At 69.8% G+C, this 21,497-nt stretch carries 20 protein-coding genes; 13 read left to right on the plus strand and 7 right to left on the minus strand.

The annotated features are described in order from the left end of the window. Positions 1-498: a hypothetical protein gene (locus tag ACK41C_RS08040; protein ID WP_409652540.1), complete on the plus strand. Its 498-nt coding sequence runs from the start codon at positions 1-3 to the stop codon at positions 496-498. Here ACK41C_RS08040 and tauD read toward each other — a convergent pair. Further along, positions 479-1,357 carry a taurine dioxygenase gene (tauD, locus tag ACK41C_RS08045; protein WP_409652542.1) on the minus strand — a complete coding sequence of 293 codons (879 nt, stop codon included), beginning with the start codon at positions 1,355-1,357 and terminating at the stop codon, positions 479-481. The genes ACK41C_RS08040 and tauD overlap by 20 nt on opposite strands. A gap of 87 nt (positions 1,358-1,444) precedes the next feature. Here tauD and ACK41C_RS08050 point away from each other — a divergent pair, with 87 nt between their 5' ends. The 3 genes from ACK41C_RS08050 to ACK41C_RS08060 all read left to right on the plus strand — a co-directional run bounded on the left by ACK41C_RS08050 (position 1,445) and on the right by ACK41C_RS08060 (position 4,820). Then, positions 1,445-1,714, plus strand: coding sequence for a hypothetical protein (locus ACK41C_RS08050; protein ID WP_409652545.1), 270 nt, complete (start codon positions 1,445-1,447; stop codon positions 1,712-1,714). 72 nt (positions 1,715-1,786) lie between these two features. Beyond that, positions 1,787-3,226, plus strand: a complete 1,440-nt coding sequence (locus ACK41C_RS08055) for an MBOAT family O-acyltransferase (protein WP_409652548.1) — start codon at positions 1,787-1,789, stop codon at positions 3,224-3,226. Positions 3,227-3,230: 4 nt separating this feature from the next. Continuing rightward, the gene (locus ACK41C_RS08060; RefSeq protein ID WP_409652550.1) at positions 3,231-4,820 is read left to right on the plus strand and encodes an alginate O-acetyltransferase AlgX-related protein; all 1,590 of its coding nucleotides are present in this window, start codon (positions 3,231-3,233) and stop codon (positions 4,818-4,820) included. Here the strand turns inward: ACK41C_RS08060 and ACK41C_RS08065 are convergent. Then, positions 4,784-6,739: a glycosyltransferase family 2 protein gene (locus ACK41C_RS08065; RefSeq protein ID WP_409652553.1), complete on the minus strand. Its 1,956-nt coding sequence runs from the start codon at positions 6,737-6,739 to the stop codon at positions 4,784-4,786. The genes ACK41C_RS08060 and ACK41C_RS08065 overlap by 37 nt on opposite strands. Before the next feature lie 118 nt (positions 6,740-6,857). Here ACK41C_RS08065 and ACK41C_RS08070 point away from each other — a divergent pair, with 118 nt between their 5' ends. Continuing rightward, entirely contained in the window at positions 6,858-8,462 is a 1,605-nt protein-coding gene (locus ACK41C_RS08070) for a hypothetical protein (RefSeq protein ID WP_409652556.1), read from the plus strand. Here the strand turns inward: ACK41C_RS08070 and ACK41C_RS08075 are convergent. Both ACK41C_RS08075 and ACK41C_RS08080 read right to left on the minus strand, forming a co-directional pair. Further along, a complete protein-coding gene (locus ACK41C_RS08075; RefSeq protein ID WP_409652560.1) occupies positions 8,441-9,196 on the minus strand; it encodes an ABC transporter ATP-binding protein in 756 nt (251 codons plus the stop codon). The two genes, ACK41C_RS08070 and ACK41C_RS08075, sit on opposite strands and share 22 nt — an antisense overlap. Next, positions 9,193-10,008, minus strand: a complete 816-nt coding sequence (locus ACK41C_RS08080) for an ABC transporter permease (protein ID WP_409652563.1) — start codon at positions 10,006-10,008, stop codon at positions 9,193-9,195. Before ACK41C_RS08080 ends, ACK41C_RS08075 begins: the two co-directional genes overlap by 4 nt. A 172-nt stretch (positions 10,009-10,180) precedes the next feature. Here ACK41C_RS08080 and ACK41C_RS08085 point away from each other — a divergent pair, with 172 nt between their 5' ends. From ACK41C_RS08085 to ACK41C_RS08100, 4 genes are read left to right on the plus strand one after another with little or no spacing between them, the layout of a single operon-like run. Next, the gene (locus ACK41C_RS08085; protein WP_409652565.1) at positions 10,181-11,227 is read left to right on the plus strand and encodes a glycosyltransferase family 2 protein; all 1,047 of its coding nucleotides are present in this window, start codon (positions 10,181-10,183) and stop codon (positions 11,225-11,227) included. A 4-nt stretch (positions 11,228-11,231) separates the two neighbouring features. Next, a complete protein-coding gene (locus ACK41C_RS08090) occupies positions 11,232-11,591 on the plus strand; it encodes a hypothetical protein (protein WP_409652568.1) in 360 nt (119 codons plus the stop codon). Position 11,592: 1 nt separating this feature from the next. Beyond that, on the plus strand, positions 11,593-12,972 hold the full coding sequence (locus ACK41C_RS08095) for a hypothetical protein (protein WP_409652571.1): 1,380 nt from the start codon (positions 11,593-11,595) through the stop codon (positions 12,970-12,972). Next, positions 12,969-13,604 (plus strand): hypothetical protein, encoded by a 636-nt coding sequence (locus ACK41C_RS08100; RefSeq protein ID WP_409652573.1) that lies wholly within the window; start codon positions 12,969-12,971, stop codon positions 13,602-13,604. Before ACK41C_RS08095 ends, ACK41C_RS08100 begins: the two co-directional genes overlap by 4 nt. Here the strand turns inward: ACK41C_RS08100 and ACK41C_RS08105 are convergent. Then, entirely contained in the window at positions 13,597-14,577 is a 981-nt protein-coding gene (locus ACK41C_RS08105) for a hypothetical protein (protein ID WP_409652576.1), read from the minus strand. The genes ACK41C_RS08100 and ACK41C_RS08105 overlap by 8 nt on opposite strands. 99 nt (positions 14,578-14,676) lie before the next feature. On the opposite strand from ACK41C_RS08105, the gene ACK41C_RS08110 reads away from it, so the two are divergent. The 3 genes from ACK41C_RS08110 to ACK41C_RS08120 all read left to right on the plus strand — a co-directional run bounded on the left by ACK41C_RS08110 (position 14,677) and on the right by ACK41C_RS08120 (position 18,589). Then, the gene (locus ACK41C_RS08110) at positions 14,677-16,362 is read left to right on the plus strand and encodes a hypothetical protein (protein ID WP_409652578.1); all 1,686 of its coding nucleotides are present in this window, start codon (positions 14,677-14,679) and stop codon (positions 16,360-16,362) included. Further along, on the plus strand, positions 16,359-17,378 hold the full coding sequence (locus ACK41C_RS08115; RefSeq protein ID WP_409652580.1) for a hypothetical protein: 1,020 nt from the start codon (positions 16,359-16,361) through the stop codon (positions 17,376-17,378). Before ACK41C_RS08110 ends, ACK41C_RS08115 begins: the two co-directional genes overlap by 4 nt. Positions 17,379-17,458: 80 nt before the next feature. Next, a complete protein-coding gene (locus ACK41C_RS08120) occupies positions 17,459-18,589 on the plus strand; it encodes a hypothetical protein (protein ID WP_409652582.1) in 1,131 nt (376 codons plus the stop codon). Here the strand turns inward: ACK41C_RS08120 and ubiA are convergent. Further along, complete coding sequence (gene ubiA, locus ACK41C_RS08125) at positions 18,586-19,542, minus strand: 4-hydroxybenzoate octaprenyltransferase (protein WP_409652584.1); 957 nt, start codon at positions 19,540-19,542, stop codon at positions 18,586-18,588. The genes ACK41C_RS08120 and ubiA overlap by 4 nt on opposite strands. A 28-nt stretch (positions 19,543-19,570) precedes the next feature. Beyond that, positions 19,571-20,746 carry a class I SAM-dependent methyltransferase gene (locus ACK41C_RS08130; RefSeq protein WP_409652587.1) on the minus strand — a complete coding sequence of 392 codons (1,176 nt, stop codon included), beginning with the start codon at positions 20,744-20,746 and terminating at the stop codon, positions 19,571-19,573. A 108-nt stretch (positions 20,747-20,854) separates the two neighbouring features. Between ACK41C_RS08130 and ACK41C_RS08135 the strand changes: the two genes are divergently transcribed. After that, positions 20,855-21,277, plus strand: coding sequence for a DUF1801 domain-containing protein (locus ACK41C_RS08135; RefSeq protein ID WP_409652589.1), 423 nt, complete (start codon positions 20,855-20,857; stop codon positions 21,275-21,277). Positions 21,278-21,497: the final 220 nt, after the last annotated feature.

The following is a 21,497-nucleotide window of genomic DNA, read 5'->3' on the forward strand; positions in this document are numbered from 1 at the left end:
GTGGCGCGCATGCTCCTGGCGCTGGGTCTTCTGTTGTCGACGGCGGCCTGCGAAGACCCGGCCGACTATCTTCCCAAGGATGCGGCCACCCTCGAACGGCCCGCCCTCGCCCAGGCCGAAGCCGTGCGCCTGGTGCGCGACATCGTCGGCCCTTGCGAAAGGGCCATGGAGCAGGCGAGCGCCGCGGTCGGCGCGCTTGCGGCTGCGGCCGCCCCCGGCGAGGCGGCCCGTCCGCGGATCTCCCAGACCAAGGACGCCTGCCGATCGGCCTTCGCCCGGTTGCAGACCTCCCCCGCGCCCGGCGACCTGCGCGACGCCTGCCTGGCGGCGGTCTACGCCCGCGAGAGCGTCGCCGATACGGCGCTGCAGATCCTGGACGGCCGCGCCACCTCGCTGAGCGTCTCCACCCTGCAGTACAAGACCGCAGACCAGGCGGCGGCCTCCCGCGCCTGCATGACGGCGCTGGCGCGGGCGGCGGCTATTCCGCTGCGGCCCTGATTCCCGCCGGCAGGCGCGAGCGGTGATAGGGCCGGTCGCCCAGGACCGTGGCCCGATTCATCACCCGCCGGTGGGGCAGGTAGTCGTTGACCGCATAGTGCTGGGTGATGCGGTTGTCCCAGAAGGCGATGGCGTTTTCCGTCCAGCGCCAACGCACCTGGAACTCCGGCTTCTGGATGTGGTCGAACAGCATGGAGAGGATGGCGTCGCTCTCCTTGCGGCGCAGGCCCTTGATCCGTTCGGTGAAACCATAATTGACGAAGAGGGCGTCGACGCCCGTCTCGGGATGGGTCCGCACCACCGGGTGCAGCACCGGCGGATGCTCTTCCAGCGCCTTGGCGTGCTTCTCCGCGCCGGCGCCGCGGGCGACCACCCCCCGCTGGGGAAAGCCGCGGGCGAAGTCGTGGACGGCGTCGAGTTGGGCCAGGAACTCACGGAAGGCGGGCGAGAGGGCTTCGTAGGCGGCCTGCATGTCCGCCCAGACGGTGTCCCCGCCGCAGGGCGGCAGCAGCTTGGCATAAAGGATCGAAGCCATGGGCGGCGTCTCGATGAAGGTGACGTCGGTATGCCAGCTGTCGTTGTCGGTGGGATTGTCCCTGTGGTTATCGAGGATGAACAGCTCCGGCGCCTCGGGCACGCCCGGGTAGAGCGGGTGGGTGTGCAGGCCCCCGAAGCGGGCGGCGAAGTCGCGATGCTGCACCGGGGTCAGGTGCTGGTCTTCGAAGAAGATCACCTTTCGATCGAGCAGGGCTCCGCGGATTTCCGCCAGGGCTTCCTCGTCCAGCGGCCGGGAAAGGTCGGCGCCCTCGATCACGGCCCCGATGGTCGGCGTCAGCGGCCTCACCTGAAAGCGCGGCATGGCTCGTCCTCCCTTTCGGCCTAGACTAAACCCCGATCAGGGGCGCTGGCCAAGCGCCCCGAACGGAATCATGCCAGAATCAAAACCATGCCCACGCCGCCCGGACTCCCCGACTTCGACCTTCCGATGATCTTCGGCGACAAGGTGGCCGGCCTGGGCTTCCAGTCGGGCGTGATGCGGCTCGTCTTCGCGGCCGACATCGCCAACGACGCGGGCGAGGTGGAGGCCACGCGCTCGGGCTATCTGATCCTGACGCCCGACTGCATGCTGCAGCTGCGCTCGACGGTGGACCAGATGTTGGGCGAGCTGGAGCGGCGCGGCCTGATCAGCATCACGCCCGACAAGCTGCACGGTTGAATCCCGCCGAGCGGCGCGCAATACCCGCCGACTCGCGGCAGGTTGGCCGCCGAGCGGCACGCGGCGGGGCGGATGGTCTTTTCCTCCATCATCTTCATCTTCTATTTCCTGCCGGTCTTCCTGCTCGGCTACTACGTCGCGGGCTGGCGGACGGGTGCGCTGCTGGTCGGCAGCACGGCCTTCTACGTCTGGGGCGAAGGCGCCTACATCGTCCTCCTCGGCGCCCTGATCCTCCTCAACTATGGCGGGGCCTGGCTCATCGACCGGGCCTCCACCGAGACCCGGCGGCGCCTGGCGCTGGTGGCCCTGGTGGCGCTCGACCTGGCGGTGCTGGGCTGGTTCAAGTACGCTGGCTTCGCAGCCGAGAACCTCAACCGCATCCTGCCGGGCGACCCGATCCCGCTCATCGAGCAGAAGCTGCCGCTCGGCATCTCGTTCTTCACCTTCCAGCTGATCAGCTACGCCTTCGACGTCTATCGCCGCGCCGTCGCGCCGGAGCGCGATCTCGACAAGTTCGCCGCCTACATCCTGATGTTCCCGCACCTGATCGCGGGACCCATCGTCCGCTACGCCCACATCCGCGACGAGATGCACGCCGACCGGCGCAAGACCGGCCACGTGGGGTTGGGGGTGCAGTACTTTATCGTCGGCCTCTGCCAGAAGGTGCTGATCGCCAACACAGTGGCCCCAGTGGCCGACTACGCCTTCGCCCTTTCACCCGCCGCGCTGGACCCGCTCACCGCCTGGACGGGGGCGGTCGCCTACATGCTGCAGATCTATTTCGATTTCTGCGGCTATTCGAACATGGCGATCGGCCTGGCCTTCATGCTGGGCTTCACCTTCCCGAAGAACTTCAACTATCCCTACGCCGCCCAGTCGATCACCGACTTCTGGCGGCGCTGGCACATGTCCCTGTCGAGCTGGTTCCGCGACTACGTCTACATCCCCCTTGGCGGCAACCGGCGCGGCCTGGCGCGCACCGTGCGCAACCTGCTGGTCGTCTTCTTCCTGACGGGCCTGTGGCACGGGGCGGCGTGGAACTTCATCGTCTGGGGCCTCTTCCACGGCGGTTTCCTGATGATCGAGCGGTTCGGCCTCGGGCGCGGCCTTGAGGCCTCGCCGCGCGTCCTCAGGCACGCCTACGCCCTGCTGGTGGTGCTGGTCGGCTGGGTGTTCTTCCGCGCCGAGACCCTGGGCGGCGCCGTCGACTATCTGGGCGCCATGGGCGGCCTGGGCCAGGCGGGGACGCCCGACGTGGCGCTGGCCAATCTCATGAACGCGCAGGTGATGGCCGCCTTCCTCGTCGGCGCTCTCTTCGCCTTCCCGCTGCTGCCGAGGATCATGGCGCAGCTTGCGGCGCCTACGGCGGGACGGGCGGAGAACCTGCCGCCGGACCTCGACACCCGCAACGTCCACATCCTGCCGATCCTGCCGCTGCTGATCGGCTTCGCCCTGAGCATCGCCATGCTGGTCAATTCCAGCCTCAACCCCTTCCTCTATTTCAGGTTCTGACGGCATGACGCCCGCCGCACACTGGCGCACCCTCGTCGCCGCAACAGTCCTGCTGATGGCGGCGGCCATGATCCTCCCCCGGTTCCTGCCTGAGCCGGACCTGAGGGAGAACCGGACCCTCGCCCCCGCGCCGACGCTTCCGCGCTCGCTCGCCGGCCTTGACGCCTTCCGGGCCGAGGCGGACGCCTACGTGGCGGACCACTTCCCACCGCGCTCGCGGCTGATCGCGGCGTTCAACTACCTGCGCCTGCCGTTCCGTGTCAGCGGCTCGGAGCGCGTGATCGTCGGACGGGAAGGCTGGCTCTACTACAACGACGGTTCGCACATGGGCCCAGCCCGGGGCCTTCCGCCGCTGGCGCCGGAGGAGGCCGAGGCGCAGCTCGCCGGCCTCGCCGGCCGCACCGAGGCGCTGCGCGCCAGGGGCACGCCCTATCTGGTGGTCGCCGCGCCGGTGAAGGAGACCCTCTATCCGCAATACGCCCCGGCCTGGTACGACGGCCCCAGCGAAGAGCGCGCGTCGGTGCGGCTGGCGGCGATGGCCGAGCGGGCGCAGGCCGGCGAGGTCCTCTACATGCACGCGCCGCTCGCCGCCGCGGTCCGGGCCGGCGTGAAGACCCACGGGACCTACGACACCCACTGGACAGGCGCCGGCGCGCACGCGGCCTATGTCGTACTCATGCGCCGGCTGCAGCAGCTCGGCGTGGTCGACGAGCCGGCGCGACCGCTGATCGACTTTTCGCCCCTGCCTGCCCCGCCGATGCGCGACCTGGCCCAGATGCTGGGCGTCGGCGGCTTTTTGAAGCTGGAGGATTGGATCCTGGGCGATCCGCTGGCCGAGCAACGGCGGAGCATCACCTACCTCACCGACAATCACGACTGGACGGGTGCCCAGGTGATCGACACCGGCGTGGCCGGCAAGCCGACGGCTCTGATCACCATCGATTCCTTCGGTACGGCCCTCCTGCCGCTGCTCACCTCGCACTTCAGCCGGATCGTCGTGGCGCACAATCAGGATGGCGCCTGGCGGCAGGACCTGATCGACCGCTATGCGCCCGACGTCGTGATCCTGGAGGTGATCGAAACCGGTCTGAGGTTCAGCCTGCAGCCCGCGCCGCCGGCCTCCGACGCCGCCCTGGCCCGGATCCGCAGGACGGTCGGAGTCCCTGCCGGGGCGACCGGCGGCGCGCCGCGGGCGGGGGTCTTCCGGCGGGCTGCGACCGGCGATCCGACCCTGCAGGAGTTGGCGACGGCGGAGCCTGCGGCCGCCTGCAATCCGGAGGCCGTGACCGTGGCCGACGGCCGCCTGCGTGCAGAGGGCTGGATCACCAATCTCGGCCGCCGGCCCGGCCGGGAGGAGGGTTTCCTGCGGCTCACCGCCCCCGACGGCTTCGACTATCTGAGCGCCATGCAGGTCGCCCGCGACCGGCCCGACGTCGCCGAGCACTTCCACCAGCCGGCGGCCCGCAACAGCGGCTTCGCCGCCGATGTCGACCTGGCCGACGTGGCGCCGGGGCGCTACGGACTGGTGATCTACCGCCGGGCGGCCGCTCGCTGGATCTACTGCGCGGTCGCCGAGCCGGTCACGGTTCCATAGCCGGCGCTGCGCAGCCAGGGCCGGACGCGCCGCGGCGGCGTGGCCAGCCGGTAGTCCACGTGAGCCGGGTCGAAGTTGGGGCCGTAATAGGGGTCGTTGTCCAGCACTGCGCCCCACCGGTCGCGCATATAGGCGATCTCGCGCCCGAAGCGCTGGGCTTTGGCGCCGTGAGTGTCGGAGCCGCGCGAGGCCGATTCCAAGTGGATGAGCGCAGCTCGCGGCGTCCAGACAATCTGGTACCCGCGCTCGCGGATCCTCAGGCACAGGTCCACGTCGTTGAAGGCGACGGCCAGGTTCTCCTCGTCGAACCCGCCGACTTCTTCGAACACGGCCTTACGCATGGCCAGGCACGCCGCCGTCACCGCCGAGACGTTCCGCGCCAGCCGCAGGTGGCTGTAATAGCTGCGGGTGACCGAGCGGGCGCCGGCATAGAGGTGCCCCGCCACCGGGGGATCGCCGCCGACGCCCAGCACCACGCCGCCGTGCTGGACCCGGCCGTCCTCGTAGTAGAGCAGGGCCCCGGCGGCTCCCACGTCCGGGCGTGCGGCCTGGGCGACCAGCTCCTTCAGCCAGGAGGGCTTGGTCACCGCCACGTCGTTGTTGAGCAGCAGGAGAATCTCGCCCCTGGCCTGGCGGACGGCGGCGTTGTTGATCCTCGAATAGTTGAAAGGGCCCGGCGCCGGCAGGATGCGCACCCGCGGATCGGCCTTCAACCTTTCGAGGAGGGCGTGGGTTTCCGGCTCGGCGCTGTCGTTGTCGACCACCAGCAGTTCCAGGTCCGGATAGTCCGTGCGGTTCAGCACCCCGTCGACGCACCGCGCCAGCAGCTCCGCCCGGTCGCGGGTGGGGACGATCACCGAGACCGAAGGCGCCGGCGAAGGCAGGGGCCGCTCAACCGCCAGGAAGCTCGCGCCCTTGCGCAGCAGTTCGACGCGGGCGCCGGGGGCGCCGGTGCGCGCCAGGTGCTCCGAGACCGCCCGACCCGCCGCGGCCTGGCAGCGCTCGGCCTGCTCCACCGAAAACGAGGTCAGGCCGCTTTCCTGCCGCCAGTGATAGAGGATCGCCGGAATATGGCGGACGCGGTCGGTGACTTCGGAGATCCGCAGGGCCAGGTCCCAGTCCTGGCTGCCCTCGAAACCTTCGCGAAAGCCGCCGATGGCGGCGATCAGTTCGCGGCGGATCACGCACAGGTGCTTGACCAGGTTCTGGCCCAGCAGCAGCTCCGGATTCCATCCCGGCTTGAAATGCGGATCCGAACGGCGGCCCTCGCTGTCGACCTTGTCCTCGTCGGAGAACAGCATGTCGGCCTCGGGATGGGCCTGCAGCTCCGCCGCCACTTCGTACAGGGCGTGGGCAGGAAGAAGGTCGTCGTGGTCCATGAGCGCCACGAACGGGCCGGTCGCGAGCTCCAAGGCGGAGTTGCTGGCGGCGCTGATGTGGCCGTTGGCCGTGCGGCGGACGATCTTGATCCGCGGGTCTTCCGCCGCCGCCTGTGTGAGGATCGCCCAGACGTGCGGCGCCGGCGAGGCGTCGTCGGCGATGCAAAGCTCCCAGTGCGGATAGAGCTGACCCCGAACCGAGCCGATGGCCTCCTGGAGGAAGCGGGGATCGGAATTGTAGACCGGCATGATGACCGAGATCGTCGGCGGATCGGTCATTCGGGCGACATCGGCGCGGATGGCCTCGCGGTCGGCTTCGGTCAGGGTGTCGTTCGCCGCCACCCACTGTTGGTATTCGTAGGCGGTGAGGTACTGCTCCTCCAGAACCTCCTTGATCATCATGCTGAACAGCCGGCGCTTGGCCAGGCGGACGGCGATCGCGTGCACCGGCTTGTGCAGCCAGGGGCGGCGGCGGATCCAATCGAGCACGACGGCGGCGGCGGGACGAAGGACGTCCCAAAGCCTCTGTGCGATTCCCATGCGACTCCTCAGGTGCGCCCCAGCCCGCGAGCTATAGAGCCGCCGGCCCTATACTGTAAGATCGCCGGGCGCTATCCCCGTTGCGCGGGCCCGGCCTGCAGCGTTCGGAGTGATCGACTTGCTTTCCGCCCTTACGAGACGGTGGCTGCGGCCGCGCAGGGCCTCGGCGCCTCCCGCCTTCGAGCCCGAGCTGCAGGCGCAGGTGGAGGCCGCCTTCGACGCGGGCTTCTATCTGGAGCGCAATCCCGACGTGGCGGCGGCGGGCGCCGATCCGCTCGAGCACTTCCTGGAGCACGGCTGGCGCGAGGGCCGCGATCCCTCCGCGGCGTTCCCGATGGCCGATTACCTCCGCCTGAACCCGGACGTCCGCCAGACCGGCGAGAACCCGCTCCTCCACTATCTGACCAAGGGCCGGGCGGAAGGGCGCGAGGTGCGGCCGAGCCTCGGCTTCCGGCACGAGATCCTGCTGCGGCTGGAGCCGCTGGACGACCGTCTCGACATCCTCGACACCCGCCGCCGCGCCGGACCGGCCGATCCGCCGGCCCGGCTGGCCGAAAGGCTGGCGGGGGCCGGCGACCTGCACCTGACCGTCAGCCACGACGACTACACCGCCCATCTTGGCGGGCTGCAGCTCAGCCTCAGGCGGGAAGCCGCCGGCCTGGTCGCGCTCAGCTTCGACCACCTGCATCTCTTTCCAGCCACGCCCTATCCCACCATCCGCGACGGCCGGCCGGCGGAACTGATCGGCGTCCTCTGGAACGGCGAGCCGGTCGGGTATTTCGCCGCCGCCGACGTCGCCCGGGCCTTCGCAGCCGGGCCGCAGGCCGGCCGCCGCAGCTTCGCCTTGCACAGCCTGCTCGGCCACGTCGTCGAGGACGTGCTGACGATCCTTGCCGCCGGCGGAATGCATGAGGGCGTCTTCTGGCTGCACGACTACGCCGGCCTCTGCGCGGGCTTCCACCTGATGCGCGACGACGTGGCCGACTGCGGGGCGCCGCCGCCGGATAGCGCCGCCTGCGGGATCTGCGTCTATGGCCCGCACCGCGGCCGGCACATGGAGGCCTTCCGCCGCCTGTTCGAGAGCCTGTCGCTCACCGTCGTCGCCCCCTCGCGCTCGGCGCTGGAGACCTGGCGCGGCGCCGTCACGCTTCCCCATGCCGGCCAGCGGGTCCTGCCGCATGCGACGCTGGTGCGCGGGCGTCCGGCGCCGGCGGGGACCGAAGGGCCGTTGCGGGTCGCCTATCCCGGCTTTCCGGTGGCGCACAAGGGCTGGCCCGTCTTCGAAGCCCTAGCCGCGCGTTTCGCCGAGGATTCCCGCTACCGCTTCCTGCACGTGGGGCGCGCGAACGACAGGAGCGGGGTCGAATTCCACGAAGCCGACGGCGCCATCGCCGAACGCCTGGCGGAGCTTGAGGTCGATGTCGCCCTGGTCTGGCCGCTCTGCCGGGAGACCTTCGGCCTGATCGCCTACGAGGCCGCCGCGGCCGGCGCAGCGGTGGTGACCCACGCCGACACCGGCAATGTCGCCGACTTCGTCCGAACGGAAGGCCCAGGTCTGATCCTGGAGGACGAAGCGCACCTCGCCCGCGTGTTCGAGACCGGCGAAATCCTGGCCCTGTCGCGCGCGCGGCGCGAGGCGAAGCTCTACGATCTCGCTTTCAGCGCTCTGACCGCCGACCTGCTCGCCGAGACCCTCAAGCCTCAGGCGGCCGCCATCAGCTGATCGAGCTTGCGGATCGGCACGATGGGAGAGGCGACGCCGCCTTCCAGCCGCATCACCTTGTTGCAGTAGAGCCGCAGGAGCTCGGTGTCGTGCGAGGCCAGCACCAATATGCCGGCCCGTTCCACGAGGCTCAGCAGGCGCTTGTGGGCGATCCGCTGGAAGTCGGCGTCGCCGACCGAGATCCACTCGTCCATCAGCAGCACGTCGGCTTCCACCGCCGTGGAGACGGCGAAGGCGAGCCTGGCCTGCATGCCGGCGGAATAGGTCTTGAGCGGCATGGCGAGGAAGGCGCCCAGCCCCGTGAACTCGGCGATCTCGTCCATTCGCGCGTCGATCTCCTTGGCGGAGAGACCGGCGATGCGGCCGCGCAGCTTGATGTTGTCGATCCCCGTGGCCGAGGGGTCGAGGCCAAGGCCGAGGTCGAGCAGGGCCGAGATGCGGCCGTTCACCTCGATGGTGCCTTCGTCGGGCTCGTAGGCGCCGGAAAGCGCCCGCAGCAGGGTGGTCTTGCCCGAGCCGTTGTGGCCCACCAGCCCCAGCCGATCGCCTGCCCGCAGCTCCAGGTTCACGCCCGAGAGCGCGGTGACCTCGGTGGCGCCGGTCATGGTGGAGCGCAGGCGCCCGCCGACGGCGATCTGGGTCAGGTGCTTCTTCAGCGACTTGGCGTCGACGCCATAGACCGGGAACTTCAGCGTCAGGTCCCGGACCGAGATGGAAGCGAGCGTATCGGTCATAGGTAATGGACGATCCGGCGCCGGGTGCGCACGAAGAGCAGGAAGGCCAGCCCCCAGCCGATCAGCGACATGGCCGCGAGTACGGCGTAGGTCTCGGCCGCCACCGGCTTACCCAGCAGCGGCGCGCGGACGGCTTCCAGCATGTGATAGAAGGGGTTGAGCGTCAGGAGCGCATGGTTGGCGCGCAGCCCGTCGGGGCGCCAGAACACCGGCGTCATGAACAGGGCGAACTGCATCACAGAGCCGACGATCTGCGGGATGTCGCGGAACCGGGCCGAGACGATCCCGGCCGTCAGGCTCATCCAGCCGGCATTGACCAGCAGGAACAGGACGCCCATCACCGCCAGCGGCAGGTTCATCTCCCGCCAGAAGCCGAAATAGATCAGCACGCCGAGCACGATCACCATGTGGTGGGCGAGCGTGATCAGGTTCCGCAGCACGGTGCGCCAGACGAAGGTGAACATGGGCAGGGCGGTCTGGCTGAGCATGCCCGAGGCCCGCACGAAGGTGTCGCAGCCCTCGTTCACGATCGTCGAGATCGTGCCGAAGAAGACGATGCCGAGCGCCACGAAGGGCATGAACTCGCGCAGCGAGATTCGGAAGAGCTGGGCGTAGAGCACGCCGATGCCCAGCACCATCAGGCCCATGGACAGCGTCAGCCAGAACGGCCCGAGGATCGAGCCGCGGTAGCGCGAAACCACGTCGTGCCAGGCCAGCGACCAGGCCAGACCCATCTGCCGGAACGAGGACTGGAAATCGCGCGCGGCCATGCCGAACTCGAACAGCGGCCCGCGCCGTCCGGTCCTCAACATATGCTGTGCGGTCTGCAATCGCTTCTCCCGACCAAGGCGCGGAGGTAACAGGTCGAATATTGCGGCGCAAGCATGGCGCCCAGGCGCTCCGGAGCGGTGTTTTTCGCCGGCGTGGACGGACTTTGCACGGCCGCCCGGCGCATGTTAGCCGAACCTCGTGGGAGGCGCTGCGATGCCGAGCGAACATTCCGTCCGCCTGGCGGCCGGCCGTACGGCCCCCGCGCCGTCCGACATCACCCTGACCGGCGGCGGGGTCTGGGTGGTGATCCCCTGTTTCCGTGTGCGCGAACACATCCTTTCGGTCATCGAGAAGATCCCACCCTGGGTGGAAGGGATCGTCTGCGTCGACGACGGCTGCCCCGAAGCCTCGGCCGATTTTATCGAGGAAAATGCGTCGGACCCTCGCGTCGTCGTGATCCGGCTGCCCCAGAACCAGGGAGTGGGCGGCGCGACAATGGCCGGTTATCGCGAGGCCGACCGCCTGGGCGCACGGGTGCTGGTGAAGGTCGACGGCGACGACCAGATGGACCTCTCCTATCTGCCGCAGCTGGTGATCCCGATCCTCCTGGAGGAAGCGGACTATACGAAGGGCAACCGCTTCACCTCGATCAGCCACCTGGGCGCGATGCCCCGCATCCGCATCTTCGGCAATGCAGCGCTGTCCTTCGCGGCCAAGGTCTCCACCGGCTATTGGAACGTCTTCGACCCGACCAACGGCTTCACGGCCATCGACAGCCTGGTCGCCCGGCGAGTGATGGAGAAGAAGGTCTCCAAACGCTACTTCTTCGAGACCGACATCCTCTACCATCTGGGCACCTTGCGCGCGGTCGTGCGCGACGTGCCGATCCCCGCGCGCTACGGCGAGGAGGTCTCGAACCTGCGGATCGGCGCCATCGTCGGCCCCTTCGCCTTCCGCCATCTGCACAATTTCGTCCGGCGGATCGTCGGTCAGTACTTCGTGCGCGATTTCACCGTGGCGACGGTGGAGCTGATGGCCGGCGCGGTCGCCCTGCTGTTCGGCGTCGGCTACGCCTTGCGCTGGCTGGCCCTGCGCGAGCCGGGCCAAGCGGCCTCGGCCGGCGTGGTCATGGCCGCGGCCCTGCCGGTGATCATCGGGGTCCAGCTTCTGCTCCAGGCCCTGAACTTCTACGTGCTGAACGTGCCTTCCAAGCCGCTTCACCCCTATCTTCGAGCCGTCCAGCGGCTGGCGAGGACCTGAGGCGATGGGATGGCGCGAGTTCCTGATGTGCCTGGCCTTCGCTTTCGCCCTGCCGATCGGCCAGGCGATGTTCAAATGGGCGGCCATCTACAGCGCCCGGCTCGAAGGGCCGTTCGTCCTGAAGCTGCTGCAGAACTGGCCGCTGATGATTGCCTTCGGCTGGTATGCGCTGACGGCGGTCTTCTGGTTCTACATCCTGACCCGCCTGCCGCTGGCCAACGCCTATGTCTTCTCGATGCTGGGCTCGGGCCTGGTGCCGCTGATCGCCTGGCTGGTCTTCAAGGAACAGCTCAGCTGGCAGTTCGTGGTCGGCTTCGGCCTGATGCTGATCGGCTTCCTCGTCGTCATGCAGGGGCGCGCCTGAGATGACGGCGGGGCGGGCTTCCAGGTTCGGGGCGCGGGAAGCTTATGGGGTGGTGCTCGGCGGCGGGCTCTTGCTGATGCTGGCCGCCAACCTGCCTGGCCACTTGTCGGTCGACTCGATCATGCAGCTCTACGAGGGCCGCATGCAGGTGCGCGAGACCTTCGCGCCGGCGATCTATTCGCTGATCCTGCGCGTGTTCGACAGTCTGGTGCCGGGGACTGGGCTCTATGTGACGGCCTCGGGCCTGCTGCTCTACGGGGCGCTGATCTCGCTGCGGGGCCTTGTGCCCCGGGTGTCGTGGCTGTCGGTCCCGGTCGCGCTCGCCGTGGTCTTCATGCCGGCCCTGCTGGTCTATCAAGGCATCGTCTGGCGCGACGTCTTCTTCGCCAACGTCTCGGTGGTGGGCTTCGTCTGTCTGGCGCACGCCGCCCTGCGCTGGGGCGAGAGGCCCATGCGCTGGGCGGCCCTGGCCGCGGCTGTCGGCCTCTTCGCCCTGGCCGCCATCGTCCGCCAGAATGGGCTGATCGCCGTGGTGATGGGAACGCTTGTGGTCGCCTGGACCGCCCGCTCCGGCGGCTGGCGGCGCATGACGGCCTATGGGGTCGGCTTCCTGGCCGCCGTGCTGATCCTTGCCCAGGCGCTTGCGAGCGTGGCCCAACCCCGCACGGCGGGGCCGGACCAGGCCATGGGGATCGGCCTGAGGATCCTGCTGCACTACGACATCGTCGCCGCGACCGCTCAGCGGCCCGATCTGCCGCTGGCCCAGATCGACGCCGCCGACGCCGCCAGCGACGACTTCCTGCGCGCCCACGCCCGCGAGGTCTATTCGCCGGAGCGCGTCGACTATTTCGACCGCGTGCCGGACCTGCGCAAGCACCTGTGGCCCCTGCCGGGCGAGGCGGTGCGCGCCCAGTGGCTGGAGATCGTCACCGACCATCCCAAGCTCTACATCGCTCACCGGCTGTCGGTCTTCCGCTGGGTGTTCCTGACGCCGGACGTGGCTCGTTGCGTGCCGGTCCACGTCGGCATCGAGGGACCGGCCGACAAGATCGAGGCCCTGAAGCTGAAACCAGGCTCGGACCCGTCGGACCGCGCCATGGCGGACTATGCGGCCCGCTTCTTCCGCACGCCGGCCTATTCGCACCTGACCTACGCCATGATCGCCGTGGCGGTGACAGGTTTCCTGCTGCTGCGGCGGCGCCCAGCCGACTGGGCGATGGCCGGGCTGATGACAGCGGGGCTCGGCTTCGCGGCCAGCTTCTTCTTCATCTCCATCGCCTGCGACTATCGCTACCTCTATTTCCTCGACCTCGCCGCTCTGGCGGGCCTGCTCTATGTGGCGCTGGATCCGCGGCTGAAGCGGGGGGAGGCCCTGGCGTGAGACGAGCGGCGGCCGTGCTGACGATCCTGGTCCTGACCGCCTGCGAAGCGCCGGAGCGGCCGACGCAGGCGTCGCCCCCGCCCACCGTCGTGGAGCGGGCAGGTCCCATCGCCTGGAACGCTGAGACGCGCGCCTTCGAACTGGGGGGAGAGCCGATCCGGGCGGTCAAGCTCTGGACCTTCGAGGATTCCACCGAGGGCTTCACCGCCTCGGCGGGAGAGGTTCTGCCCGCCGAGCGTGGCGGTCTGCGCGTCGAGCTGCAGGGGCCGTCCCTGCGCTCCCCGCGCGGGCTGGCGGTGGACGGGTCGGTCTATTCCCTGGTGATCGTGCGGCTCACCCGACTGAAGGCCGGCGGCGACTGGAACGGCGCCCTCTACTACGTCACGCCGGATCATCCGGAGTCCGGCGAGTTCTTCGGCAAGCCCGTCCTCGGCGGCGACCCGGCCGTGGGCGAGACGGCGACGCTTGTCTACGACATGGGCCGGCAGACGGTAGGCGGCGAGGACTGGAAGACCTCGCTGGTCGATCAGATCCGCCTGGACCTCGAAGACCAGCCCGGCGGCGCCTTCGTGATCCGGCAGATCGCCATCGCCCGCAAGACCGACCTTTCCACCTTCGCGCCCGTCAATTGAGCAGCGCGTCCAGAACCCGGTTCAGCTCCTCCACCTGGGCTTCCAGGTGTTCGTGGCGCTGGCGCAGGTCGAGGAGTTCGGTGCGCGCGGCGTCCAGGTCGCGCGTCACGGGGGAGACGAAGACCCCGACGCGGTCGCGAAGAGCCGCGATCTCGCGGGCCGCCCGGTCCAGAGCGTCCGCGGCGGGGCCCTCGTCGCGGGCGGCGGCCGCGCACCAGTCGTAGACCGCCGCAGCGAGAGCGCCGACCTCGGGAACCGCCGCCAGGTCGCCCTCGCCAGGGTTGTGACGCAGGTCGGGCGTCAGGAACCGATCGACTTCCCGGGCGCGCCGGTCGCTCATCGCCGGCAAGGACGCGTGGTGCGCCGCCTCGATCCGCGCCACCTCCCTTCGCCAATCGGCGAGCAAGGCGTCGTAGCCGACGAACACTCGCGGCAGGTCGCGCGTATAGGCCTCGGCCGCCAGCATGTAGGCGGTCCAGAGCAGGACCGACTTCGCCACCGGGAAGCCGTCGCGCTTGGCCAGCGAACCGGCGACGGCGAGCGGGTGGCGCACAGGGATCACGCAGCGGGCGGTCACGCCCCGCCGCGTCAGCGCCGCGCGCCAGAGCGGCAGCAGCACGGTCACCCGCGGATCCTTCATCAGCGGGAAGCGCGCCTTCGGAAACTCGCTCTCGAACACGCCGACGGCGGCTTCGATCCAGCGGTCCTCCTCCTCGGCCGCGAGCGGGCGGTAGGGAAAGGCGAAGACATCGTCCCAGGCGCCGCCGCCGGCGCGGAGGCGCTCATTGTTGAACATCGCGATCTTCCAGGGCTCGAAATAGCCCTTCGCATTGTGCTCGTCGCCGGGCATCACATTGGCCGGCAGCTCCGCGCCCAGCAACGCCAGCAGCTGGGTGGCCGCCGAGGTTCCTGACCGGTGCATGCCGAGGACGAGATAGGCGGTGCGGTCGGGCGGGGCCGGCTTGGCGCTCATGCTCTAGCCTCTATGGCCCGGCGCCGGCGCCGGCAAGGGCGACGGTTGATCGACCCCGGCATCTGTTGCACTTAGGCGCCCGCTCACGGGAACCAGCCAATGGCCGCCGCGGCCTCCAGGAACGATCTCTATCGCGTGCTGTCCACCGGCGTGGATGCGGCCTTCTACCGGGAGGCCTATGACGACCTGCGCGAGGCCGAGCTCGATCCTGTGGCCCACTACGCCCATGACGGCTGGCGCGAAGGGCGCGACCCGGCCGCCTGGTTCTCGACCAAGGCCTATCTGGCGGCGAACGCCGACGTCGCCGCGTCGGGCGTCAATCCCTTCTACCACTATCTCGCCGAGGGGTGCGTGGAGGGGCGCGGATTCGAGCGGTCGGACCTTGCGGACTACCATCTGTTCCAGCGGGCGGGCCAAGGCGGCTGGCGCTACGAGCTCGCACGGCCCGCGGCGTTTCGGGAGCCGCCCGTGGATTCCGAGGCCGAGGGGCTGGGCTTCCGCTACGACATCGTCGCCGGTCTCAAGCCGATGGAGCGGCGCCTCGCCGAAGCCGGCCGCGCGGCGGCGGCCGTGCGGCCCGATCCGGCGGCGCGTCTAGAGGAGGCGCTGGCGGAGGCGAAAGGGCCGGACCTGCACCTGACCGTCAGCCACGACGACTATTCGGCCAATATTGGCGGCGTGCAGCTTTGCCTGCAGCGGGAAGGGGCGCGGATCGCGCAGATCGGCCGCAACCACCTGCATCTCTTCCCCGCCGCGGCCTGGCCCATGGTGCGCGACCGGCCGCCGGCGACGGTGGGCGTGCTCTGGAACGGCCGGCGCATCGGCCACTTTGCGCCGGAGGAGGTGGCCGAGGCGGCGCGGCGGCGGTTCGGCGGACGAACGGCGGGCGCCCGCAGCGTCGCGATCCATAGCCTGCTCGGCCATTCGGTGGAGGTCGTGCTGGCCGCGGCCGAAGCCGTCGGCGCCTCGTCCGGCTATTTCTGGATCCACGACTTCGCCAGCCTCTGCGACGGTCATCACCTGATGCGCAACGACGTGGCCGATTGCGGAGCGCCGCCCCCGGACAGCGCCGCCTGCTCCCTCTGCGTCTACGGCCCGCGGCGGCGGGCGCAGATTGCGGCCCACGAGCGGCTGTTCGACGCCCTGGACCTGACCGCCGTCGCTCCGTCGGAGACCGCGCTGGAGACCTGGCTCAAGGGCTGGCGGTTCCGCGTCTCCGGGACGCGCGTCCTGCCTCACGCCTCGCTCGTCCCGCGCAGGGACACTTCGCCGGCGAAAGCGCCGGGGCCGTTCCGCTTCGCCTTCGTCGGCGTGCCGGCGGCTTATAAGGGGTGGCCGATCTTCGCCCAGCTCGCGCGGCGGTTCGCGGACGATCCGCGCTACGCCTTCCTGCACCTGGCCAAGACCGCCACGCCAGACGTGCCGGTCGAGCATCGGGCGGTGGCGGTCACCGAGGACCGGCCCTACGCCATGCGGGAGGCTCTCGAAGGGCTCGGCGTCGACGCGGCCATGGTCTGGTCGCTTTGCCGCGAGACCTTCTCCTTCGCCGCCTATGAGGCGGCGGCGGCGGGCGCGGCGGTGGTCACCTGCGCCGACAGCGGCAATGTCGCGCGGTTCGTCCGCTCCGGCGGCCACGGCCTGGTGCTGGAAACGGAGGGGGAACTGCTGGATATGTTCGAAACCGGCGCGATCCTGGACCTTGCCCGCGACCGGCGCGGCGCGCGGCTCTACGACCTGGCCTTCAGCGCCCTGACCGTGGACCTGCTGACGGAGGGCGCCCGATGAAGGTGACGGTCTATTCCAGCTTCACCTTCTCCTACCTGAACCGCGCCCGCGTGCTGTTCCAGACCCTGCAGCGGCACCATCCCGACTGGGAGCGGGTGGCCCTGATCACCGACGAGCCGCCGCCCGGCTTCGACTTCGATCCGGCGCGTGAGCCGTTCGACCGCGTGGTCTTCGCCCAGGATCTGGGCGTGCCCAATTTCAGGAGCTGGCTGTTCAAACACGACGTGGTGGAGATCTGCACCGCGGTGAAGGGTCCGTTCCTGCATCAGGCCTGCGCGGGCGGAGCCGACGTGGTGATCTATCTCGATCCCGACACCGCCCTGATCGACCGCCTCGATCCGCTGATCGAGTGGCTGGGCGACCATGACATCCTGCTGACGCCCCACCTGACCGACCCGAACGAGGATCGGGCCGCGATCCTGGACAACGATCTTTCGGCCTCGCGCACCGGCATCTTCAACCTGGGATTCGTGGCGGTGCGGACCGGCGGCGAGGGTGCGCGCTTCGCCAGGTGGTGGAACGACCGCTTGCTGGAGTTCTGCTACGACGACATGCCGAACGGCATCTTCGTCGACCAGCGGTGGTGTGATCACGTGCCGGCCCTGTTCGACAGGGTGAAGGTGATCCGCGATCCCGGCTACAACGTCGCCAGCTGGAACCTAAGCCGCCGGAAAATCTCCATCGGCAAGGACGGGGCGGTGCGGGTGAACGGCGATTATCCCTTGCGCTTCTGGCACTTCACCAAGCTGGGGCCGACCGGGGACACGATGACCCGGCGCTATGCACGCGACAACTATCCGGTCTACGAGATCTGGAACTGGTACAAGCGCCAGGTGGCCGCCGTCACCGATCCGGCGATCCCGGAGCGCTATTGGGCCTATGGCGCCTATGACGACGGAACGCCCATCGAGAAGGCCCATCGCGTGCTCTATCGCGAACGCGGCGACCTGCAGGAGGCGTTTCCCGATCCCTTCGGCGCCGGGTTCCGCGCCTGGCTCGCGAACGAAGGTTATTGAACGCCTTGGTTGACCTGCCGACGCCGCCCGCAAGGACACGAAGCCGCAAGACGGGAGGCCGCGCCCGCGCGGCCGAGGCCTTGGCCACGCGCGAAACCCATCCGGACTCCGCGCTCGTCCAGAAGGCAAGGGCCGTGGCGGCCCGCTTCGACGCGCTCAAGGCCGCGCTGGCCTCGGCGCAGGCGGAGGCGGCGCTCGCCCGCACCCGGCTCGGCCAAGCTCTGGCCGAGGCCATGGCCGCCCGCGCCGAGGCGGTGGTTCAGGCCCGCGCGAGCGCGCTTAGCGCCTATCGCCAGGCCCGCGCGCATCAGATTCGTCCGCGCCGGCGGAACCGGCCGGTGCGGCTGGCGGAGAAGATCGCCGGCAGGCTCGGCGCGCCGGGCCGCGCCCTGCTGGTCGCCGTCTCGGGGCTGAAGGACACGGCGCTGTTCGACGAGGCCTGGTATCGCGCCGCCCATCCCGACCTCGACGGCTGGCGCGCGGACGGCCTGGCGCATTATCTCCTGGCGGGCGGCGACCAGCGGCGGCCGCCCCATCCCCTGTTCGACGCCGGCTACTACATGCAGGTCCACGGCGCGCAGGTCGCCGCCACGGGGCTGACGCCGCTCGAGCACTTCGCGCGGGTGGGCGTGCACAGGGGCTTCGATCCGCACCCGCTCTTCAGCATCGCCCACTATGTGGCCCAGCATCCGGCGCTGATCGACGGCGGCGAGAACCCGGTGGAGCACTATCTGACGGAGGGGTGGAAGCTGGGGCTCAGCCCGCATCCCCTGTTCGCGCCCGCCTTCTACGCCCGGCAACTGAAGCGCGACGAGCGGCAGGGGCCGCCGCTGCTGCACTACCTTGCCGAGGGTTCGGGGCGGGGGCTGAAGCCCCATCCGCTGTTCGATCCGGACTGGTATCGGGCGGAGTATCGCGATGTGGCGCAGGCGGGGCGCGAGCCGCTGACCCATTTCCTCGCCGAAGGCTGGCGCGAGGGGCGCGAGCCCAGCCCGTGGTTCGAAGGCGGGCACTATCGCGGGCAGAGGGGCGAGGCCATTTCGCCGGACGCCAACCCCCTTCTCGACTATCTGGAGGGCGGCGCCTGGCGCGTGGCCGAGCCGCGGCCCGGCTTCCCCAGCATGGCCTATCTGGCGGCCAATCCCGCATTGGCGGCCCAGGGCCTGACGCCCCTTGAACACTGGGCGAGCCTGGGGGCGGGGCGAGGCTAGATGCCGATCGCCGGGCCTTTCCACATGCCGGCCACGATGGCGAGGAAGAGCAAGGCCCCGGCCAGCGCATTGGACTTGAAGAGGGCGAGCGCGCCCTTCGGATCGTTCACGTCAAGCCGGGCGGCCTGCCGCGAGAGGTGCATGCCGAAAAGCGCCGCGGGCGGCAGGAACAGCGGCCCCAGCCCCGCGGCCCAGGCTGAGCCCAGGGCTAGGGCGAAAGCCGCCACGTAGAAGCCGAGCACCGCCTTCGCCGCCGCCGCCCCCAGGCGGCGGGCGGAGGATTTCACCCCCGCCAGGGCGTCGTCCTCCAGGTCCTGGACCGCATAGATCGTGTCGTAGCCCAGGGTCCAAAAGATCCCGGAGGCGTAAAGCAGGAGGGCCGGAAGTTCGACTCGTCCGGTGGCCGCGGCGTAACCGAGCAGGGCGCCCCAGTTGAAGGTGAGGCCAAGCCAAGCCTGAGGCCACCAGGTGATCCGCTTCATGAACGGATAGGCGGCCACCAGGGCGAGCGAGCCCACGCCCAGCGCGATGGCCAGCGGCGGCATGGTCAGCAGGATCGCGAGCGAGACGAGGCAGCAGCCGGCGACGAAGGCCCAGGCGCCCTTGACGGAGATCTGGCCCGACGGGATCGGCCGCCCGGCGGTGCGGGCGACCTTGGCGTCGAAGTCGCGGTCGACGATGTCGTTGTAGGCGCATCCCGCCGCGCGCATCAGCGCCGCCCCGACGAAGAAGGCGACGAGCAGCCAGGCGTTCGGCCAGCGCCCCTCCGAGGCGGCCGCCAGCGCGATCCCGGACCAGCCCGGCAGCATCAGCAGCCAGATTCCCGTCGGCCGGTCGAAGCGGCCGAGCTTCAGCCAGGGCTTCAGCGCCGTGGGCGCGTGGCGGTCGACCCAGTTGGCGGCGGCGGCGTCGGGCAGGGGGGCGGTGGGGCTCACGGGCGGAACCAGCCGCATTCGCAGCGCGCCGTCAATGGCGCGGGTGTCAGGCCTTCCGCATCCAGAAGGAAGCCCCATAGAGCTCGAGATCGGCGAGCGGCCCATGGCGCAGGGCGTCTTCCGCGTGGGCGCGGACCTCCGGATCCTGACCGACGAACCAGGCTGGAAACAGGATCTCGAAGGCGCCCGGCGCGAACAGCAGCGCCGTCGCCAGCAGATACTGCTCGTTCCACAGTCGCGGGACGTGGCCTGCGATATAGTCGTCCGGCAGGTAGACGTCGTGGATGTGCACGATCACGCCAGGCTTGAGGCGCGGCAGGATCTCCAGGAAGAAGACCGTGACGTCCGAGCCCTGGAACGCCCGATGCGAGGAGTCGAGGAAGAGGACGTCGCCCGGGGCGAGCACGTCGAACATCTCCGGCCGGCAGTCCTCCAGCGGCCGGCGGATCACCTGGTCGCAAAGGGCGTCGATCTCGTTTCGCGGCTGTGGGTCGATGGAGATCAGCTTGGTCCGCAGGCCATAGAGGCGCGCCGCCCGTTGGGCGAACTTGGTCGAGACGCCGGAGCCGATCTCCACGAACCGGTCGGGGTCGAACTTGCGCAGCAGGCCGGTCAGGGCCATGGCGTCCAGGGGCGGAAACCAGGCGTTGAGCCAGAAGGGGTCGGGGTCTTCGTAGCGGCCGCCCATGGGGATTTTCGCGAAGTCGTCGTGCAGGCTGCCGAGTTCGGTCAGGAAGGCCTTGTACCGATCCCGTCCCGCGGCGATCAGCCCATGAAGCTGCGGGTGAGGCGGCCGGCCGGCGCCGTAGCGGATACGCGCCTTGTAGTCGTAGTCCACCAGGGTGAAGTCGTGGGTGGCCCGTTCGCTGGAGAAGGCCTGCTGCGCCAGCGGCGGCAGCGCGGGCGCGAGGGAGGCGGCGCGCTCATAGGCCTCCGCCGCGGCTTGTGGGTCGCCCTCGCGCAGCGCCACGGCGAGGTCGGTCCAGACGGCGGGGTTGTCCGGCGCGGTTTCGCAGGCGGCGCGCAGCCGGCTCAACGCCTCGTCCCGCCGCCCCATCTTGAAGAGCGTCACCCCCAGGAGGCGCAAGGCCGCGGGGTTCTCGGGCGCGGCGGCCAGCGCCTGGCGGAACATCGCTTCGGCGTGGTTGAGCAGATGCGCCTGCAGCCGGGCGAAGCCCAGGCGCAGGATCTTTTCCACGTCGGCATAGGACGGGGCGGCCATGCCGATTGCTATCAGCCGGCGGAGCCGAGGCGAAGCGAAGCCTGACGGAGGATGTTGCGCAGAGCCCCGATCCTCGGCAGGCTCGTGCAACCGAGACGGGCGACGTTCATGAGCGAACCGAAGACTCGGCCGACGGCGGCCAATGTTGCGGATTTCATCGCCGGGGTGGAGGACCCGCGGCGGCGCGCCGACGCCCAGGCGGCGCTGGAGTTGCTTGCCGAGATCTCCGGCGAACCGCCGGTGATGTGGGGAACCTCCATCGTCGGCTTCGGCGCCTACGCCCAGGCGGGGGCCGGCAAGAAGCCTGTCGACTGGCCGATCGTCGGCTTTTCTCCCCGCAAGGCCGAGCTCGTCTTCTACATCATGCCCGGCTTCTCGGAGTACGAGGCGCTGCTCGGACGCCTCGGCAAGCACCGTAAGGGCGCCTCCTGCCTCTACGTGAAACGGATGGACGACATCGACCACAATGTCCTGCGGGAACTGGCGAGCCGGTCGGTGGCCATGATGCGCGAGCGCTATCCCGCGGCCTGAGCTGTGGCCGCGGCGCCACTCAGGCGCGAACTCGCCAGGTCGCGCCGAATAACGCCGGTCGGCCGGTTGACACGATTCGGCGGCCGGAGCAGTTTGTCGCAGCCGTTGTCCGGCCGCAGCATCCAGCCAGGGAGGTGATCAGCGTGACAGCATCCAATCATCGCCCGCAGATGCCGCTCCTCGCCGTGGTCGCCGCAGGCTTCCGGTAACTCACAGCCGG

Origin of the sequence: Phenylobacterium sp. (assembly GCF_046290725.1) — a bacterium.
Lineage (GTDB): Bacteria > Pseudomonadota > Alphaproteobacteria > Caulobacterales > Caulobacteraceae > Phenylobacterium.

What these genes read in the sequence shown, in the direction of transcription:
- ACK41C_RS08115 (WP_409652580.1), top strand. Translation starts at nt 16,359, where the DNA reads ATGAAGGTGACGGTCTATTCCAGCTTCACCTTCTCCTACCTGAACCGC.
- ACK41C_RS08080 (WP_409652563.1), bottom strand. Translation starts at nt 10,008, where the DNA reads ATGTTGAGGACCGGACGGCGCGGGCCGCTGTTCGAGTTCGGCATGGCC.
- ACK41C_RS08065 (WP_409652553.1), bottom strand. Translation starts at nt 6,739, where the DNA reads ATGGGAATCGCACAGAGGCTTTGGGACGTCCTTCGTCCCGCCGCCGCC.
- ACK41C_RS08130 (WP_409652587.1), bottom strand. Translation starts at nt 20,746, where the DNA reads ATGGCCGCCCCGTCCTATGCCGACGTGGAAAAGATCCTGCGCCTGGGC.
- ubiA (WP_409652584.1), bottom strand. Translation starts at nt 19,542, where the DNA reads ATGCGGCTGGTTCCGCCCGTGAGCCCCACCGCCCCCCTGCCCGACGCC.
- ACK41C_RS08075 (WP_409652560.1), bottom strand. Translation starts at nt 9,196, where the DNA reads ATGACCGATACGCTCGCTTCCATCTCGGTCCGGGACCTGACGCTGAAG.
- ACK41C_RS08105 (WP_409652576.1), bottom strand. Translation starts at nt 14,577, where the DNA reads ATGAGCGCCAAGCCGGCCCCGCCCGACCGCACCGCCTATCTCGTCCTC.
- ACK41C_RS08050 (WP_409652545.1), top strand. Translation starts at nt 1,445, where the DNA reads ATGCCCACGCCGCCCGGACTCCCCGACTTCGACCTTCCGATGATCTTC.
- ACK41C_RS08055 (WP_409652548.1), top strand. Translation starts at nt 1,787, where the DNA reads ATGGTCTTTTCCTCCATCATCTTCATCTTCTATTTCCTGCCGGTCTTC.
- ACK41C_RS08110 (WP_409652578.1), top strand. Translation starts at nt 14,677, where the DNA reads ATGGCCGCCGCGGCCTCCAGGAACGATCTCTATCGCGTGCTGTCCACC.
- ACK41C_RS08060 (WP_409652550.1), top strand. Translation starts at nt 3,231, where the DNA reads ATGACGCCCGCCGCACACTGGCGCACCCTCGTCGCCGCAACAGTCCTG.
- ACK41C_RS08090 (WP_409652568.1), top strand. Translation starts at nt 11,232, where the DNA reads ATGGGATGGCGCGAGTTCCTGATGTGCCTGGCCTTCGCTTTCGCCCTG.
- ACK41C_RS08135 (WP_409652589.1), top strand. Translation starts at nt 20,855, where the DNA reads ATGAGCGAACCGAAGACTCGGCCGACGGCGGCCAATGTTGCGGATTTC.
- ACK41C_RS08085 (WP_409652565.1), top strand. Translation starts at nt 10,181, where the DNA reads ATGCCGAGCGAACATTCCGTCCGCCTGGCGGCCGGCCGTACGGCCCCC.
- ACK41C_RS08095 (WP_409652571.1), top strand. Translation starts at nt 11,593, where the DNA reads ATGACGGCGGGGCGGGCTTCCAGGTTCGGGGCGCGGGAAGCTTATGGG.
- tauD (WP_409652542.1), bottom strand. Translation starts at nt 1,357, where the DNA reads ATGCCGCGCTTTCAGGTGAGGCCGCTGACGCCGACCATCGGGGCCGTG.